The sequence below is a fragment of the Paenibacillus glycanilyticus genome (assembly GCF_030161375.1).
Lineage (GTDB): Bacteria > Bacillota > Bacilli > Paenibacillales > Paenibacillaceae > Pristimantibacillus > Pristimantibacillus glycanilyticus_B.
Genome location: NZ_BSSQ01000002.1, coordinates 146045 through 160918 on the forward strand (window position 1 = coordinate 146045; position 14874 = coordinate 160918).

17 protein-coding genes are annotated in these 14874 nt (G+C 50.2%); 15 read left to right on the plus strand and 2 right to left on the minus strand.

Features of this window, described 5'->3' with window-relative positions:
- Positions 1-353: 353 nt before the first annotated feature.
- Positions 354-1133: a helix-turn-helix transcriptional regulator gene (locus tag QQK89_RS03620; protein ID WP_284237072.1), complete on the minus strand. Its 780-nt coding sequence runs from the start codon at positions 1131-1133 to the stop codon at positions 354-356.
- Between the two features lie 139 nt (positions 1134-1272).
- Here QQK89_RS03620 and pyk point away from each other — a divergent pair, with 139 nt between their 5' ends.
- Positions 1273-2694, plus strand: coding sequence for a pyruvate kinase (pyk, locus tag QQK89_RS03625; protein ID WP_284237073.1), 1422 nt, complete (start codon positions 1273-1275; stop codon positions 2692-2694).
- Positions 2695-2827: 133 nt separating this feature from the next.
- On the opposite strand, the gene QQK89_RS03630 is transcribed toward pyk, so the two are convergent.
- The gene (locus QQK89_RS03630) at positions 2828-3556 is read right to left on the minus strand and encodes a YqaA family protein (RefSeq protein WP_284237074.1); all 729 of its coding nucleotides are present in this window, start codon (positions 3554-3556) and stop codon (positions 2828-2830) included.
- 227 nt (positions 3557-3783) lie between these two features.
- Here QQK89_RS03630 and QQK89_RS03635 point away from each other — a divergent pair, with 227 nt between their 5' ends.
- The 14 genes from QQK89_RS03635 (at position 3784) to QQK89_RS03700 (ending at position 14841) form a co-directional block, all read left to right on the plus strand.
- Positions 3784-5010, plus strand: a complete 1227-nt coding sequence (locus QQK89_RS03635; RefSeq protein WP_284237075.1) for a LolA family protein — start codon at positions 3784-3786, stop codon at positions 5008-5010.
- A gap of 154 nt (positions 5011-5164) precedes the next feature.
- The gene (gene alr / locus QQK89_RS03640; protein ID WP_284237076.1) at positions 5165-6349 is read left to right on the plus strand and encodes an alanine racemase; all 1185 of its coding nucleotides are present in this window, start codon (positions 5165-5167) and stop codon (positions 6347-6349) included.
- 217 nt (positions 6350-6566) lie between these two features.
- Positions 6567-6848 carry a CopG family ribbon-helix-helix protein gene (locus tag QQK89_RS03645; RefSeq protein WP_041613299.1) on the plus strand — a complete coding sequence of 94 codons (282 nt, stop codon included), beginning with the start codon at positions 6567-6569 and terminating at the stop codon, positions 6846-6848.
- 3 nt (positions 6849-6851) lie between these two features.
- Entirely contained in the window at positions 6852-7202 is a 351-nt protein-coding gene (locus tag QQK89_RS03650; protein ID WP_015842701.1) for a type II toxin-antitoxin system PemK/MazF family toxin, read from the plus strand.
- A 246-nt stretch (positions 7203-7448) separates the two neighbouring features.
- On the plus strand, positions 7449-8165 hold the full coding sequence (locus QQK89_RS03655; RefSeq protein ID WP_284237078.1) for an SAF domain-containing protein: 717 nt from the start codon (positions 7449-7451) through the stop codon (positions 8163-8165).
- Complete coding sequence (locus QQK89_RS03660) at positions 8162-9010, plus strand: hypothetical protein (protein WP_284237079.1); 849 nt, start codon at positions 8162-8164, stop codon at positions 9008-9010. Before QQK89_RS03655 ends, QQK89_RS03660 begins: the two co-directional genes overlap by 4 nt.
- Positions 9007-10368 carry an ATPase, T2SS/T4P/T4SS family gene (locus tag QQK89_RS03665; protein ID WP_284237080.1) on the plus strand — a complete coding sequence of 454 codons (1362 nt, stop codon included), beginning with the start codon at positions 9007-9009 and terminating at the stop codon, positions 10366-10368. Before QQK89_RS03660 ends, QQK89_RS03665 begins: the two co-directional genes overlap by 4 nt.
- Complete coding sequence (locus tag QQK89_RS03670) at positions 10356-11300, plus strand: type II secretion system F family protein (RefSeq protein ID WP_284237081.1); 945 nt, start codon at positions 10356-10358, stop codon at positions 11298-11300. The genes QQK89_RS03665 and QQK89_RS03670 overlap by 13 nt, the downstream gene beginning before the upstream one ends.
- A 16-nt stretch (positions 11301-11316) precedes the next feature.
- Complete coding sequence (locus tag QQK89_RS03675; protein WP_284237082.1) at positions 11317-12183, plus strand: hypothetical protein; 867 nt, start codon at positions 11317-11319, stop codon at positions 12181-12183.
- A gap of 47 nt (positions 12184-12230) precedes the next feature.
- Positions 12231-12392, plus strand: a complete 162-nt coding sequence (locus tag QQK89_RS03680; protein WP_284237083.1) for a hypothetical protein — start codon at positions 12231-12233, stop codon at positions 12390-12392.
- Positions 12393-12404: 12 nt separating this feature from the next.
- Positions 12405-12551 (plus strand): hypothetical protein, encoded by a 147-nt coding sequence (locus tag QQK89_RS03685; RefSeq protein WP_167282609.1) that lies wholly within the window; start codon positions 12405-12407, stop codon positions 12549-12551.
- A complete protein-coding gene (locus QQK89_RS03690; protein ID WP_284237084.1) occupies positions 12548-12973 on the plus strand; it encodes a hypothetical protein in 426 nt (141 codons plus the stop codon). The genes QQK89_RS03685 and QQK89_RS03690 overlap by 4 nt, the downstream gene beginning before the upstream one ends.
- A gap of 21 nt (positions 12974-12994) precedes the next feature.
- A complete protein-coding gene (locus QQK89_RS03695; RefSeq protein ID WP_284237085.1) occupies positions 12995-13480 on the plus strand; it encodes a hypothetical protein in 486 nt (161 codons plus the stop codon).
- 134 nt (positions 13481-13614) lie between these two features.
- Positions 13615-14841 (plus strand): M24 family metallopeptidase, encoded by a 1227-nt coding sequence (locus QQK89_RS03700; protein WP_284237086.1) that lies wholly within the window; start codon positions 13615-13617, stop codon positions 14839-14841.
- The last annotated feature ends 33 nt before the right edge of the window (positions 14842-14874 follow it).

The window sequence follows — 14874 nt, forward strand, 5'->3', positions numbered from 1 at the left end:
AGAGGGGTGTCCCATAAGTCATGAAAATGGCGGAAGGACACCCTTTTTTATCTAAGTTAAACAGCAGCCTGCGCATTAAATGTTCTTCCGATCGCCATTGCTCAGGGATTCCTTGAATCAACGAGGTATGGTTGGCATCCCTTCACAAAAGCGAACGCTGACGCTTCTCCAGAATCATTTAATGCTCCGTCTACCCTTAACCTGTTCATAAAATGCTCAAATAAAAGAAGCCCCCCTTGTTAAAATGGAGGTACCACCCACCTTCCGCAGGTTCCTGCTTCGATGCTTACCGAAAGTTAACCTCGAAGTCGGGTGGCTTTCGATTGCCCATAATTTGCTGAAGAAATCCTTTTTTATGGGATTGGCGTTGGACGGTCCTTCATATAGGCGGTTGGCGTTTTGCCGGTTTCGCGTTTGAATATACGCTGGAAGTAAGACAAGTCGCGATAGCCGACGGCTTCAGAAATTTCTCCTACCGTAAGGGTGGAGTCAATAAGCAGGTAAATGGCTTTTTTAACCCGCGCTTTATGGACATATTCGCTGATGGTTTGTCCTGTCACCCGCCGGAATAACGTAGCGGCATAGTTTGGGCTTTTATGAATGTGCTCGCCAAGCTCCTCTTTTGTAATCTTCTGCTGATAGTAATTCATGATATAGTTTTTCATTCTCTCTACCTGCTGATGGGCAAGAGAGGTAGCCGGTCCCTCATTCAGCTCCCGGTTCCATAGAGCCAGACATTCATACAGGATAGCAAGACCTAACACCTCGGCGTACAGGTGCTTCTCCGTCCATTCCGTGTGCATCGTCTTGATCCGTTCAAGGATGAGTTCATAGGCGCCGGCTCTGGATTTCACCCATTCGTTATTTTGCAGAAGCGGGAGAGGCGGAGTGTCCGCAGTGAATTCAATAACGTATTTCTCATGAAATACGGTTGGCACACATTTGCCATAATAGGCTTTGCTTGCGGGGATGTACAATAAATCGCCTTTTTCTAGAATGATTTTCTCATTCTCGATCCAGTATACCGCCTTGCCGTAGCTTGCCAACACGAGTGTGGACGCGCCTTCTGGCCGATCCCCGTTGTCAAACCAGTCGGTTCCCCGGTCTTGTCTTACTTGCATGAGCCGCAGCATGGTGCCTCTTCTCCTCTCTAATTATCGTACTATATTTCTATAAGAGTACTATATTTCATGGTCGGTTGGGAAGAAAGGAGCTACAATAAGGCTATTCATGTTCAACAGACTCGTACAATCAGGAGGAATCAGAGACATTATGCGCAAAACAAAAATTGTATGTACCATGGGACCAGCTTGCGAATCGACAGAGGTATTAATCGACATGATTAAAGCGGGAATGAACGTTGCCCGTTTGAATATGGCACACGGAGAGCTGGAGGATCATGCGGCACGTATTGCGCGCATTCGGGAAGCTGCTGCGGCTACGAATAGTGTTGTCGCGATTTTGCTTGATATTAAAGGCCCGGAAGTTCGGATCGGCAAGCTGGAAGAAGCTTCTTACCTGCTGAAGGTAGGAGAGAAACTGACTTTGACGACGGAAGAAATAATCGGCACCGGTGAACGGATTCACGTCAATTATGCTGAGCTGCCGCAAGTGGTAAATCCGGGCAATAAAATTTTGCTGGACGACGGCTTGATTGAGTTGGAAGTTGCGGAAGTTAACGGCACGGAAATCGAATGCGTTATTCTGAACGGCGGCGTCATCAAAGCGAGAAAAGGCGTCAATCTGCCGGGTATCCGCACGACTCTTCCTGGCGTAACCGATCGCGATATCCGCCACATCCTGTTTGGCATTGAACAGCAAATCGATATTATCGCTCCATCCTTTGTAAGAAGAGCGGAAGATATTTTGCAAATTCGCGAATTGCTGCATGAGAACGGCGCAGGACATATCCAGATTATTTCGAAGATCGAGAATGAAGAAGGCGTTAATAACCTGGATTCGATTATCGAAGCTTCCGATGGCATCATGGTTGCCCGCGGCGACCTTGGCGTAGAAGTTCCGGCTTGGGACGTGCCTATGATTCAGCGCGAAATGATTTCGAAATGTAATACGGCGGGCAAAGTCGTTATTGTTGCGACGCAAATGCTCGATTCCATGCAGGTGAACCCTCGTCCGTCCCGCGCGGAAGTAAGCGACGTGGCGAACGCCGTGCTCCAAGGAACGGACGCGATTATGCTTTCCGGCGAAACGGCTGCAGGCAAATATCCGATAGAATCGGTGAACATGATGGCTTCCATCGCGGTTAAGGCCGAATCCATGCTGAATTATTTCGACGAGTTCCAACAGCGCAGAGACGTTCAGCCAACAACGATTACGGAAGTAATCAGCCAAGCGGTCGTGAGTTCTTCTCTGGAGCTGAACGCGAAAGCGATCGTAACGCCAACGGAGAGCGGCTTTACAGCACGCATGGTTTCGAAATACCGCCCGAAATCGCCGATTATCGCGGTAGCTTCGGATGAGAAAGTGTTGCCTCGCCTGGCAGTGATGTGGGGAGTAATCCCGGTTAAAGGCGGCAAGCCTAATTCGACCGACGATATTTTCGAATCGGCATTAACGAACGGCGGCAGCACGGGCCTGCTTGAGAAAGGCGACTATGTTGTCATTACGGCAGGTACGCCTACAGGCAAAGCGGGCGCTACCAATCTTGTGAAAATCGCGCAATACGGCGTCTAATATAGCGTCGAAGTACGCCCCTTGGATCATCTCAGCCAGATGACTCCGAGGGGCGTTTATTTGATTATTTGAAGCCGGCATAGCTGACAAAGCCCCTTCCCAAACAATTGGGAAAGGGCTTTTGAATGTCCGCTTAAGTATGGCTGACGGGAGTTGTGGAGATGTTGACATCGCTTGGTTTCGTTGTTGAAGCTGATGTTTCTTCTTCAGCGGCAGCAACTGCCGCATGCTCTTGTACGGTTCCATCGTTTTCGCTGCTAACCGCTGCCGCAGCTTCTGCCGCAGCCGCTGCTTTAGCCGCTTTTTTCTTGCGGTTTCTTCTCCGGAAGAACAGGAATAAGACGATTAAAGGGACGGCGCCGGCGAACAAATAATACGATGCGTTGTGAACCATCTTTTCGGCCGCTTGACCGTAGAAGTAGATCAGTCCGCCAACCAGATAAAACTTTGCTGCTCTGCCTATTGCCGCATAAGCAAGGAGACGCCAGAGCGGAAAGTTAAGAGCGCCTGATAGAATCGTAAATACTTTGAACGGAATAGGGGTGAAAGAACCAATTAATACGGCAGTATCGCCGTTTTTCTTAAACATGTTTGTGGCAGATTCAATCCATTCCTTCTTAAGAATGCGATATAGGATGGAGTTGCCTAACAATTTGCCGATTAAATAGCCGATTGGGGTGCCTATCAAACAACCGATATATCCTACGGTAGCCAGCATCAATGCATCATGCGGATTTACTAGGCTTAATGGAACCTGGAGGAATAAGGCGGGTATTGGAAAGATGATTGCATCAATCATAGAATGAACGAACAAACCCCAGGGGCCAAATTTCATTAGGAAGTCTACAACGTCATGGAGCATGAAAATGGCACACACCTCTCTACGCATGGAAAGCCGTAGTTAATTATACGATAGTTTAGGACTTAGGTTTCACTTTTTTTACTGCTAAATATTTATAGCGCGCCTATTTAGATGATGAAAGAAATAAATACAAGCCCCAGCTTGTCAAACTAGTCCGCATAATTGTCCAAGTTCCCTCATAGACATGTTACCAGTCGGAAAAACAATGTGAAGAGGGGATGATTGTAATGCGTCGCATGACATGGGCAGCGGCAATCTTGTTAGTGTTTTCACTCGTACTAAGCGCATGCGGGAAGAAGGACGCCGAGTCCGTTGTCAAGGAGCTCGACAAAGTCGTAAACAGCATGGAGAGCTACCAAGGGACAGGCACTATGAAGCTTCACACCGGTCAGCAGGAGTTAACCTATAATGTTGAAGTTTCTTACCAGAAGCCCCATTATTACCGCATTAAATTGACGAATGCAGAGAAGGATATTACACAAATTGTATTGCGCAATGATGACGGCGTGTTTGTCCTTACGCCTCGCCTGAACAAAGTGTTCCGTTTCCAAAGCGATTGGCCGCAAAATCAAGGGCAAGTCTATCTCTATCAAACGCTCATTCAGAGCATTGTGACAGACAACTCGCGCCAGTTCGCGGTTGACGATAAATCTTATGTTTTTGACGTAATGGCTAACTACAACAACGGTACGCTTGCTAGACAAAAAATTTGGCTCAACAAATCGGACTACAAGCCGACTCATGTGGAAGTCAATGATGCGAACAACGCTCTGATGGTTCAAGTCGACTTCTCGAACTTTGAGTTCGGACCGAAATTCGACGCAGCGACATTCCAGACGGAAGCTAATATGAAGTCGTCGCCTTCGAGCGGCGGAACAAGCGATGAGCCAACGATTGCGAATCCGGATGACTCCGCTGTGGATGGCAGCACAAACGCAACTACGGAAGAAGGCAGCAAAGATGCCGTAACGCCGGATAAATCCACGGATTCGAAAGATAACAGCCAAACAAACGGCAAAGATCAAGCGACCAAGGATGGCGACAAAAACGCAACTTCGGAAGATGAAGAGGATGCCGACGATACCGCGGCTAATCCGGAAGCGGATGCAGCCAACATTATGCAGGTCATGGTACCGACAGCACTTCCAAATGGCGTAACCTTAAAAGATACAATGGATGTCCAATTCGGCGGATTGCCAGGCGTTGTAACCCGCTATACAGGCGCCTACGACTTCTCGCTGATCCAGACACAACCAAAAGACATGGCTGCATCGTATACGGGCGGCACTTTCCTGGATCTCGGATTTACGATTGGCGAACTGTCTGGCGGAGACGACCAGAAGACATTAACTTGGATTGTGGACGGCAACCAGCTTCGTTTGACCAGCGCGACGCTTCCGGAGACCGAAATGATCCGCATTGCCCAATCCGTTGAAGCGGATGCCAGCAAATAATGTGCCTGTAAGAGAGTTTTTCCAAGAGGTACTATCCGATTACGGACGCCATTTCATTGACAGCCCAAGCGACAGCGTATAACATTAATCCTATTGATGTTTAAAGTTGCTCGGGATTGCTCGTGGCTGCCGAATGAGGAGAAGGTGAACCGACTTGGTATCGTATTATCGCCCGACACGGGTAGAAATTTCGCTTGATGCGCTGAACCGCAACCTGCGTGCGTTCCGCAGCGCTATGCCCGAAGGGCGCTTGCTCATGGCTTCGGTCAAGGCGAACGCGTACGGGCATGGCGCGGTGGAAGTCGCTCGCGAGGCAGAGCGGTTCGGCGTTGATTATTTGGGCGTCGCATTTCTGGACGAAGCGTTGCAGCTTCGGCAGGCGGGTATTGCGACACCGATTCTGGTACTGGGATTTGTACCGGCAGATGCTCTTGAGATTGCCCGCGACGAGGATATAACGATTGCGTTATTCCGCGCAGATACGTTGGAAGCAGCGGCAGCGCTTCCTGCTCATGCGGATGGCAAGAAGCTGAAAGTTCATATTAAGATTGACACCGGTATGGGCCGTCTTGGCATCATTGGCAAGGAGCAAGCCATCGCTTTTATTCACAAAGCGCTCGCTGCGTCGCAGCTTGAGGTAGAAGGCTTGTTTACCCATTACGCCAAAGCGGACGAAACGGACAAAAGCTACACCGGTCAGCAGTATGAACGCTTCTACGAAGTAGCTGAATATATTCGAAGCCACAAGCTTCCGATCCGTATTATTCATGCGGCCAATAGCGCAGCCGGTATTGATACGCCGGAATATGGCGGCGACATGGTCCGTCTTGGCATCAGCATGTACGGCTTATATCCTTCCGATGAAGTGAGCAGGGAGAAGATCAAGCTTGATCCTGTCCTGTCGCTTAAGACGGAAGTGGTTATGGTGAAGGATGCGCCTCCGGGATGGGGGATCAGCTATGGCACTCGTTATGTGACTAAGCAGGAAGAGAAGATCGGTACGCTTCCGATCGGTTATGCCGATGGCTTCAGCAGAATGCTGACCGGCAAGGCAAACGTGCTTGTCAGAGGAGTTAAAGTGCCTGTACTCGGTACGATCTGCATGGACCAATGCATGATTGCTCTGGACGCGGCCTCCGCGGAAACGGCCGTTGAGCCGGGTGAAGAGGTTGTGCTGATCGGACGTCAAGGCCAGCAGGAGATTACGGCCGGAGAGCTCGCTTCGCAGCTCGGAACGATTAATTACGAAGTGACCTGCATGGTTGCGGCCCGCGTACCCCGTGTCTACGTAAGAGACGGACAGGTAATCGCGGTATCGAATCCGCTCGTTTTAGGGTAGGAATTATTTACTATTATCAACTTTTCGCGAAAAATAGAGGATTTCTGCTGTCGATCGCGAATTAGTTAAAGCAAATTGGGATATGCTCGGAAATGCAGCTAAATCATGCAGCATATTTGATATACGCGTAACATAGCTATGTTAAAGTATAGTACCGGCGTATTTATGCAATAATGAATATTAATGGTTTTGGAAAAGTTTTGGGGGTGCTAGTTCGGTGGCCAATATGCAGAACACCAAGAGGATCATGATCAGCTTGCCGGATCAATTGCTGGAGGAGGTCGACGGAATCGTCGCCAAGGAAAACTCCAATCGCAGCGAGTTTATTCGTCAGGCAATGAAGCTGTATCTTGTGGAACGTAAAAAACGGCAGATCCGCGAGTCCATGCAGCGTGGTTATCTGGAAATGGCGAAGATCAACTTGAACATGGCCTCCGAAGCTTTTCAAGCGGAGGAAGAAGCCGATCATACGTTAGGCCGTCTCGTAAGCGGGGTGTAGAGGTTGATCGTAAAACGCGGAGATGTGTTTTTTGCGGATTTGTCACCGGTCGTCGGATCAGAACAGGGCGGAGTAAGACCAGTGCTTGTCATTCAGAATGACATTGGCAACCGCTTTAGTCCGACGGTCATCGTCGCGGCCATTACGGCGCAAATCCAGAAAGCCAAATTGCCTACGCACGTTGAGATGGAAGCGGCGGCGCACGGCTTCGACAGAGACTCCGTCGTGCTGCTTGAGCAGATTCGGACGATTGACAAGCAGCGTTTAACCGACAAGATCACCCATCTGGACGATGAAACGATGCGTAAAGTGGACGATGCTCTGCTGATTAGCGTTGGATTAATTGATTTTTAACCACAAGAAAAACAAGGGCGCCGTCGTCCTTGTTTTTTTGTTTGCTTGTCGTCGCATTATAGCGAAATTTTGCGCAATTTGAAAAAATATATAGACAACTATTTAGTGGTTTTGCTATTATATGGTCAATTGGATGTAAATTACAAATATGTGCACGGCTTAGCGAAGAACGCTAGCAGGTTAGCCTTAATAAGGCTACTGCTGCGTTCTTTTTTTTTCGCCGGTGGACGGGAGAGGGGGGAGACGTTGAACAGGAGAAGGAATGCGGGAATTGGCTTACTCGCTGCTATGTTGTCTGGTTTGCTTGTATATGGTTTGTTCCAGTTACAGAAGCTGCAAGTCACCCGCGAGGAGACGGTGGAAGTTGTTGTAGCCAAGCAATTCATTGAGGCAGGCAGGCGGCTGTCGGAAGCGGATATGACGTATAAGCGAATTTCACGCGAAGGTTACGAGAAGGAGATGATTATCGATATCGGGCAGGCGGTAGGCATGGAGACCGTTGTTCCGCTCGGGACAAACGAACCGATTCTAGGTTGGAAAATCGATCGGTTCCATCTGCTTCCGTCTCGGGCGGAAGCAACTTTTCAAATCCCGCGGGATTATATTCGATCAATCTCTAACGGAATAAGAGCCGGCGATAAAGTATCCATTTATCTATCTGGCGGAAGCGAGTCGTCAAAAAGGATGTTTGAGCCACTTGTAACGGTGGCCTCGGTCAAATCATCGAGCAACGTAGAAATCGATAATATGAAGGATCCGAATCTGTTATCCCTTGCAGAGGGGGATAAGGAACGGATGTACGCTTCGCGCCGCGATGCGAACGGCATGATTGAATATATCAACTTGAATTTGACGGAGTCGCAGTGGCTTGCGATCGACGGTTATTGCAAGGACGGCCTTCATCAGCTGGTGATCGCCTATAGTCCGGAATCGCTGCAGCTGGAAGAGGAGGATCATTCGTGAATGCGATATCGGCACCGTTCATCGCCTTTGTAGGAACGACACCGAATATAGGAACGACCGCAACTGCTTTTGCGACGGCCTTTCGGATCGCGGAAGCAAGCGGCAGGCAGGTCGGTTACTTATGTCTGCATCTCAAAAGCGCGAAGCTTCACCGTTATTTGGGGATAGCCGAGCCGGCAGTTACGCTGGACAAGCTTAGACCGGAACTTGCGTCCGGTTCGTTAACGCCGGATAAGCTGTCGCGTGCGGTGCAGACGGTTAGAGGAATGCCTAATTTGCATGTTTTATTCGGCAATATGCTGCGTGATCAAGCTGAATTTTTTACGCCGGAGGAGGTCGAGCATCTGATCCGGATTGCCGGACAGACTTTTTCGATCGTTGTCATCGATGTTGGAGCATATTGGGATAATGCGGCTACGATTTGTGCCCTGCGCGAGTCAGACTCGCGTATTATCGTCACGACGGATGCGTTGTCTCATTTTCAAGAAGACGGGAAGAGATGGATTTCACAAGTATCACCGCTGTTTGGACTATCAACGGAACAATACGACACCGTTGTCATCTACCCGCCATGGAGCACAGGAGGATATCGAATGAAGGACATTTGCAAAGAAATGGGTACTGCGAAGCTCGGGGAAATACGGTATGGGCATTCTTTTTATGCGCAGCTGGACAGCGGTCATTACGATCACTGGCTGAAGGAAGATCCGGCAGGGAAGACGGCGATGCAAGAGAGCGCAGAGCAGCTTATGGATCGGCATCAAATCAGGCGCATTACGCCAACGATAGCCGTTCAGCCCTGGTACCGCAAGCTGCTGGCCCACCGTAACGGAGCAAGCTCTTGAGGCCAGGCCAATTTTCACCGTCGGATTATTCTGCGCGGCTAAGACTGGACCAAGCTTCGACACACGAGCCATTAGATCAAGGCCTTTCCGCAAGCCGCGGCGCGGATTTCGGACGTCTTGCCGATGAGATAAGGTCGTATCTGGCCGCTCCGAGGGGACTCACCGAGGAAGAAAGAAGGCAATATAGCGAGACCTTGAACCGGGCGGTGCTTGGGTTTGCGTCTGAACGTGAACAAGTGTTGGCTATTATAGCCGATCGGCTGATTCGGCTTCGCATCCATCAGCTCGACGGTTACAAACATCCTTACGCGACGCTTGCCGAAGCTTTGTTCGCAGAGGTTATCGGACTAAATGTGCTTGAGCTGGTGCTTGTCCATAAAGAAGGCCTGGAGGAAATCCAGGTGGTTGGTTCACGGATTTATGAAGTAAGGGACGGCCAAGCGAAGCCGTCCGCCTTCCGGTTCGACCATGATCGCGATGTGGAGCGCATTCAACAGAACTTGGTCCTGTACAACAACGACCGCATCAATCCGCGGAAGCGATGGGCCGAGGTCATGCTGCGGGACGGTTCGCGAGTAACGATGACGGGCTTTGGCTTTACGGCGCAGCCAACCCTTACGATTCGTTTTTTTACGGTTCGCCGGTTTAGTCTGGAGACTTTGTGCGAGGACCCGTATTGCACGTTAAATCGGACAATGAAAGACATGCTTCTCGATATCCTGGATGCCCGGTTCAATCTGGTTATTATTGGTCCGACCAATTCGGGCAAGACGCATCTCATGAAAGCCTTGATCGCCGAATTGCCGGATGAGGAGAGAATCGTAACGATTGAGGGACGTTTCGAAATGATGCTGGGGCGGGATTTTCCGAATAAAAACACGGTTGAATACGAAGCTGACGAAGATGATCCGCAGCACCGGGCGGAGCAGGCGTTCAAGCTTGCGCTTCGCCAATCTCCGAAGCGTATCGTTCATGCGGAGATTCGGGATATGGACGCGAATATTTATGTGCGAGCCTGCACGCGGGGGCATTCCGGCAGCATGACAACGGTACATGCCAACATGCTGGAGGATGTGCCTGAAGCGATCGCCGATATGTGTATGCTGGATGGACGAGGCATGAACCCGGAACGTTTGACGAAACGGATTGCCGAATACGTCACCCAGATCGGCATTGAAATGCGGTATGTAGCCGGCAGGCGCGTCATTGAGCGAATCGGCGAGCTTGGCTGGTCCAATAACGAGGTAACGGTACGGGACTTGGCAAGATTTGATGAAACCAGCGGGCAATGGGTCTATCCGGTGAAGCCTTCCCCTAAAGCAATGGCACGTCTATCGGGAGGGAGATGGCATCATTGATTAAGCTGTCTATTGCGGCGGCAGCGTTGCTGCTCTTTAGTCTATGGTTTATCTCTCTGACCAGCTTGCTGCATGCCTGGACCGACCGTCAAGTGAGAAAGGATCGGCTAGCTTATGTTGCAAGGAACCGGTTGAGCTACCGGCTAGCGGAAAAGCTGCAACGCTTTGAACGGGTATATCGCCATTTGTCGGAGCTGCTCGAGACGCTGCAGCTTAAGTTAAAGCCAGCCGGACTTATTCTGGGATCATTGCTTCTTCTGTTGGCGGGCGTTGCAGTCGGGGGACTTTTTTTCCAGAGCATCAAGGGGACATTGCTGTTCGGGGCCGTGGTTGGTTGTCTCCCATACACGATATTGCGGGCGATGCTTGTACAGAGGCAAATGCAGCTGCAGATGGATTTTTTGCCGGCTATCGAGCTGTTTTATCAATGTTATCTGGTAACGGGAGGCCGTCAGGTACGGGCCGCTTTACAGCGGACGGTGGAAGAGAGAAGGCTGCTCGGGCTGATGCAGTCGGTGTTTGAGCAGTTATACCGGAATCTGTCGGTTCGAGGGGATGACGAAGCAAGTCTCCGAATTTTTTCAGCCGCACTTGGACATGTATGGGGGGATTATTTCGTGAACATTATGCGGGTGGCTTTGGCTGAAGGATCGCCAATCGCGGACAGTCTGAAAGAACTGTTGGCCGATATGCGCAAGGCGCGCCGGGCAAATGAGCAGGAACGGAACAAACTGTTGGAAATTCGAATTGCCAATTTCACTCCGATCCTGTTCCTGGCATTCTATATCGGCATTAATGTAAGGTACAACCGGGATAATTCGTATTACTACTACCTCATTGATCCGCAGGGCCGGGACATGCTCTTGAATGCCATCGTGCTGATTTTTGCTTCTTTTTTAATGGGGCTTTGGCTGTCACGCAAAAAGATGTAGAGGGGGCTTTGCGTCAATGGAGTTTTTCTTGCGTCTCTTTATCATTGCCGGACAATTTCTGTTCAGCTTCCTTGGCGTCTATATGATTCTTCAGTCCATGCCGAGAAGGCGGCCGCGATGGTTCCATCTGGATGCCTTGAACTGGCGGAACAATGAATTGCCGGATAAATGGATGAGATTGCTTCGGTTATCACGCGATCAGGATTCCTATGCGGAACGCGCCGCTCTTCTCGCGGGCTGCGGGGTAACGGCAGATGCGGCATGGTATTTGGCAGCGAGGAGGGTAGTGCTCGTATTCCTGCCCCTTGCCGCGGCGCTGTACACGGCATTATCGATACGGCAAGGGGCATGGCTTGTTTATTCGGTGCTGCTATCGGCATTTGTGATCCTGAATTGGGATTTGCCATGGCTGCGTTCCTTCCGAAGATTCCGGTCTCAACGGATTACGAAAGAGATTTATGCGATGAGCAACCAGTTGCTCTATTTGTCGGAGTCGTCTTTGCACATTCATACGAAGCTGACCCGTTGTATTCCGTTTACCCGGACGCTGCGTGGCGACTTGGAACGTCTGCTTGCCGAATGGTATCACGATGCCGAACAGGCGCTGCGCAGATTCAAGCACCGGGTCGGCACGGATGACGGCATGAGCTTTGTCGAGACTATCGATTCTTTGCGGCTGCATGAAAGCCAGGAATATTATAAGCTGTTGCGGGAGCGGATTCAGGACTATAAGGAAAAGATTGAGTTAGCCAAAGAAAGCCGGAAGGAATCTACGTCCTATTTCCTGTTTGTCATAGCGGGGATTCCGATTTTGTATACTTTTCAAATTTTTATTTATCCGTGGGTGCAGGAGGGGCGCAAGCTATTTGAATCCTTAGGATAGATAGAGAATGGCTAATGGTGCACGCGCTGCGAAGGAGGTGAATGAGGATGCGCAATATTCTTATGACCGTCATGCTGCTTGTTGTGGTGATCGTTTTGTTTAATAACATTATTGCCGATGGAACAAACGGAACGAGCAAACAAATTGAGTCGCAGGGGGACTCGGCCAATACGAAAATCAGTTCTATGTTAGGTGTAGGTTCCAATTAAGGGGGAGCAGGGTTGAGAAGCTTGCTTATTTCGATGCTCCTTCTGGTGACCGTCATTTTGCTATACACGGGGATTACCGGGGGCGACGACGGCACGAAGCGGCAAGTAGAGCGTTCGGGGTCTGCCATCGGCGCCTATATCCGGCAGATGAGCCCATGAGAAATATATTAGTGTTTGTGCTGTTTGCCGCTATGGTGTGCTGGATGATGTTTTCTCCGATCTATAAGCATGTGCTTATCGCAAGGCAAGCCGTGCTGCAACAGGAGACGGACTATTTGCTGGAGGTTGGCGCAAGCGGGAGTTATGGCTACATTGATGATGCCATGATGGAGCAGTCGAAGGGTCGGCTTGCGGCATTTGGGATGCGTCCTGAACGGGTTCAGTTCGAAGTAACGGCGGATAACGGTCTTCCGGCATCAGATCCGGCTTCCCCGTTGCCGAGAGGGACGGGAATGATGTTAAGAATGAGTTATCCGTACGAGGATTTATTTCAGATCGACCGGTTAATCGGGCTCGCTCCGGTCTCTCCGGACAGCCGAATGCGGACGTTTGGAATGAAGATGAGCGAATTCATGCCGTAAGATTGCAAGCGAGGGGTTCCTATGTATAAGTTGATGTTGATTGTATTAATGATGACGGTATGGGTATCGGTCCATTTTTTGCAGACAGATGAGGAAATGGCGATGAAGCTGCTGTACCAGTCCAAACATGCTCTGAACCGTGCGGCCCATGCTGCTTCGCAGCAGCTTGATCCTATCGCCATGGCAGACGGCGTTTTGCGCATTGATCCGGCTGCTGCCGAGGCAGCGGCGGCTGCATATTTGCAGGCGAACCTGCAGCTTGATGCCGATGGGAATCCTCTACCTAACTCGCCGGTCAGGGAGAGGGTAACCGTGCTTGCTTTCGAAGTCATTAATAATGATCGCTCCTTTCCATATACATACCGGAATCCGCAATATGAATATGAAGCCACTCTGGAGAGACCTGGCGTTGTTCTAATTATCCATGTCGTATACCCTCGGGCATTTACGCTGCTAGGACCAATCGAGTGGGACATAAAAGGCATTTCCGAGCTGACGGTTAGATAACCCATGCAGCGAAATAGTTGTAAATCAAAACTTTTGGAGGTGGGACGAAGCGTATCCAATCGCTTCCTGTTGACGATCCATCATAAAATTGATGTAATAAAGGGGGAATATGGAAGTTAGGAGTGGGGCTTTGAATGGACATTAAGAAGGATATTGCCGAGGAAGTTGTGAAGGATCGAATCCATAAGCTACAGGAATCCATGCGGGCTGCCAATGTGGACGGATTTCTTCTGACGCAAAATATAGATCTTTATTATTACACCGGCTCCATGCAAAACGGATATGCTTTTATTCCGTCGCATGGGGAACCGGTTTTCTTTGTCAAAAGGAGTCTTGAGCGAGCTAGACTGGAGAGTGGCGTCGCGGTCAAAGAACTAGGCGCTTTTCGGATGTTCGGGGAATCGCTGGCGAAGCAATTCCCTCTTGTATTTACAGGCCGGGCAGATCGTAAAGCTGTTATTGCGGCAGATCTGGATGTGATGCCTGCCCTAACCTATTTGAAGCTGTCTGAGCTGCTGCAGGCAGCGGGTGCCGGCTCTCTAATTGACGGCTCCGCTATAATCAGAAGACAACGCATGATCAAATCCCCTTTCGAGATCAGCCGGTTCGAGGCAGCGGCGGCTGTTGTAGACGAATCGCTGCGCGAAGCGCTTAATTACTTGAAGCCTGGCGTAACCGAACTGGAATGGATGGCGCATGTTGAATTTGAACTGCGCAAACGCGGTCACATCGGCCTTATGCGCATGCGCGGTTATAATCAGGAGATTGCCACCGGCATGTTTATCGCTGGCTCGGCGGCCGCCGTTCCGACTTATTTCGATGGTCCCGCAGGAGGACTTGGGCTTGGGGCGACGTCCCCGCAAAGCGTCAGCCGCCGGGCTATTGAACGCAACGAACCGATACTGATGGATATCGGCTGCTGCATAGACGGTTATGTGATCGACCAGACCCGCACGGCTGTCATAGGCGAATTGCCGGAGAAATTATCTCATGCCTATGCGGTTTCCGAAGCGATTATTCGGGAGGCAGAGCAAGGGATGGTGGAAGGTTCGATCTGCTCGAATTTATATGGTAGAGCGCTTGAACAAGCGGGAGAAGCGGGGCTTTCCGCTCATTTTATGGGGTATGGCGCGGATCAAGCGAGGTTCCTTGGTCATGGAATCGGCCTCGAAATCGATGAATGGCCCGTGCTTGCCAAAGGTTTTGATGTTCCGCTTGAAGCGGGCATGGTTATTGCGGTCGAACCAAAATTTACATTTCCATGCGAAGGCGTGGTTGGCATAGAGAACAGCTACTTAATTACTGATGGGCGCCCTCGGGCTCTAACGTTTACCAGAGAAGGGTTAATCAAATTGCCATAAGCAGATGGTAAACGAAACGAAGGGGGCTTTACG

What these genes read in the sequence shown, in the direction of transcription:
- QQK89_RS03690 (WP_284237084.1), top strand. Translation starts at nt 12,548, where the DNA reads ATGAGAAATATATTAGTGTTTGTGCTGTTTGCCGCTATGGTGTGCTGG.
- QQK89_RS03675 (WP_284237082.1), top strand. Translation starts at nt 11,317, where the DNA reads ATGGAGTTTTTCTTGCGTCTCTTTATCATTGCCGGACAATTTCTGTTC.
- QQK89_RS03670 (WP_284237081.1), top strand. Translation starts at nt 10,356, where the DNA reads ATGGCATCATTGATTAAGCTGTCTATTGCGGCGGCAGCGTTGCTGCTC.
- QQK89_RS03630 (WP_284237074.1), bottom strand. Translation starts at nt 3,556, where the DNA reads ATGCTCCATGACGTTGTAGACTTCCTAATGAAATTTGGCCCCTGGGGT.
- QQK89_RS03700 (WP_284237086.1), top strand. Translation starts at nt 13,615, where the DNA reads ATGGACATTAAGAAGGATATTGCCGAGGAAGTTGTGAAGGATCGAATC.
- QQK89_RS03680 (WP_284237083.1), top strand. Translation starts at nt 12,231, where the DNA reads ATGCGCAATATTCTTATGACCGTCATGCTGCTTGTTGTGGTGATCGTT.
- pyk (WP_284237073.1), top strand. Translation starts at nt 1,273, where the DNA reads ATGCGCAAAACAAAAATTGTATGTACCATGGGACCAGCTTGCGAATCG.
- QQK89_RS03620 (WP_284237072.1), bottom strand. Translation starts at nt 1,133, where the DNA reads ATGCTGCGGCTCATGCAAGTAAGACAAGACCGGGGAACCGACTGGTTT.
- QQK89_RS03635 (WP_284237075.1), top strand. Translation starts at nt 3,784, where the DNA reads ATGCGTCGCATGACATGGGCAGCGGCAATCTTGTTAGTGTTTTCACTC.
- QQK89_RS03695 (WP_284237085.1), top strand. Translation starts at nt 12,995, where the DNA reads ATGTATAAGTTGATGTTGATTGTATTAATGATGACGGTATGGGTATCG.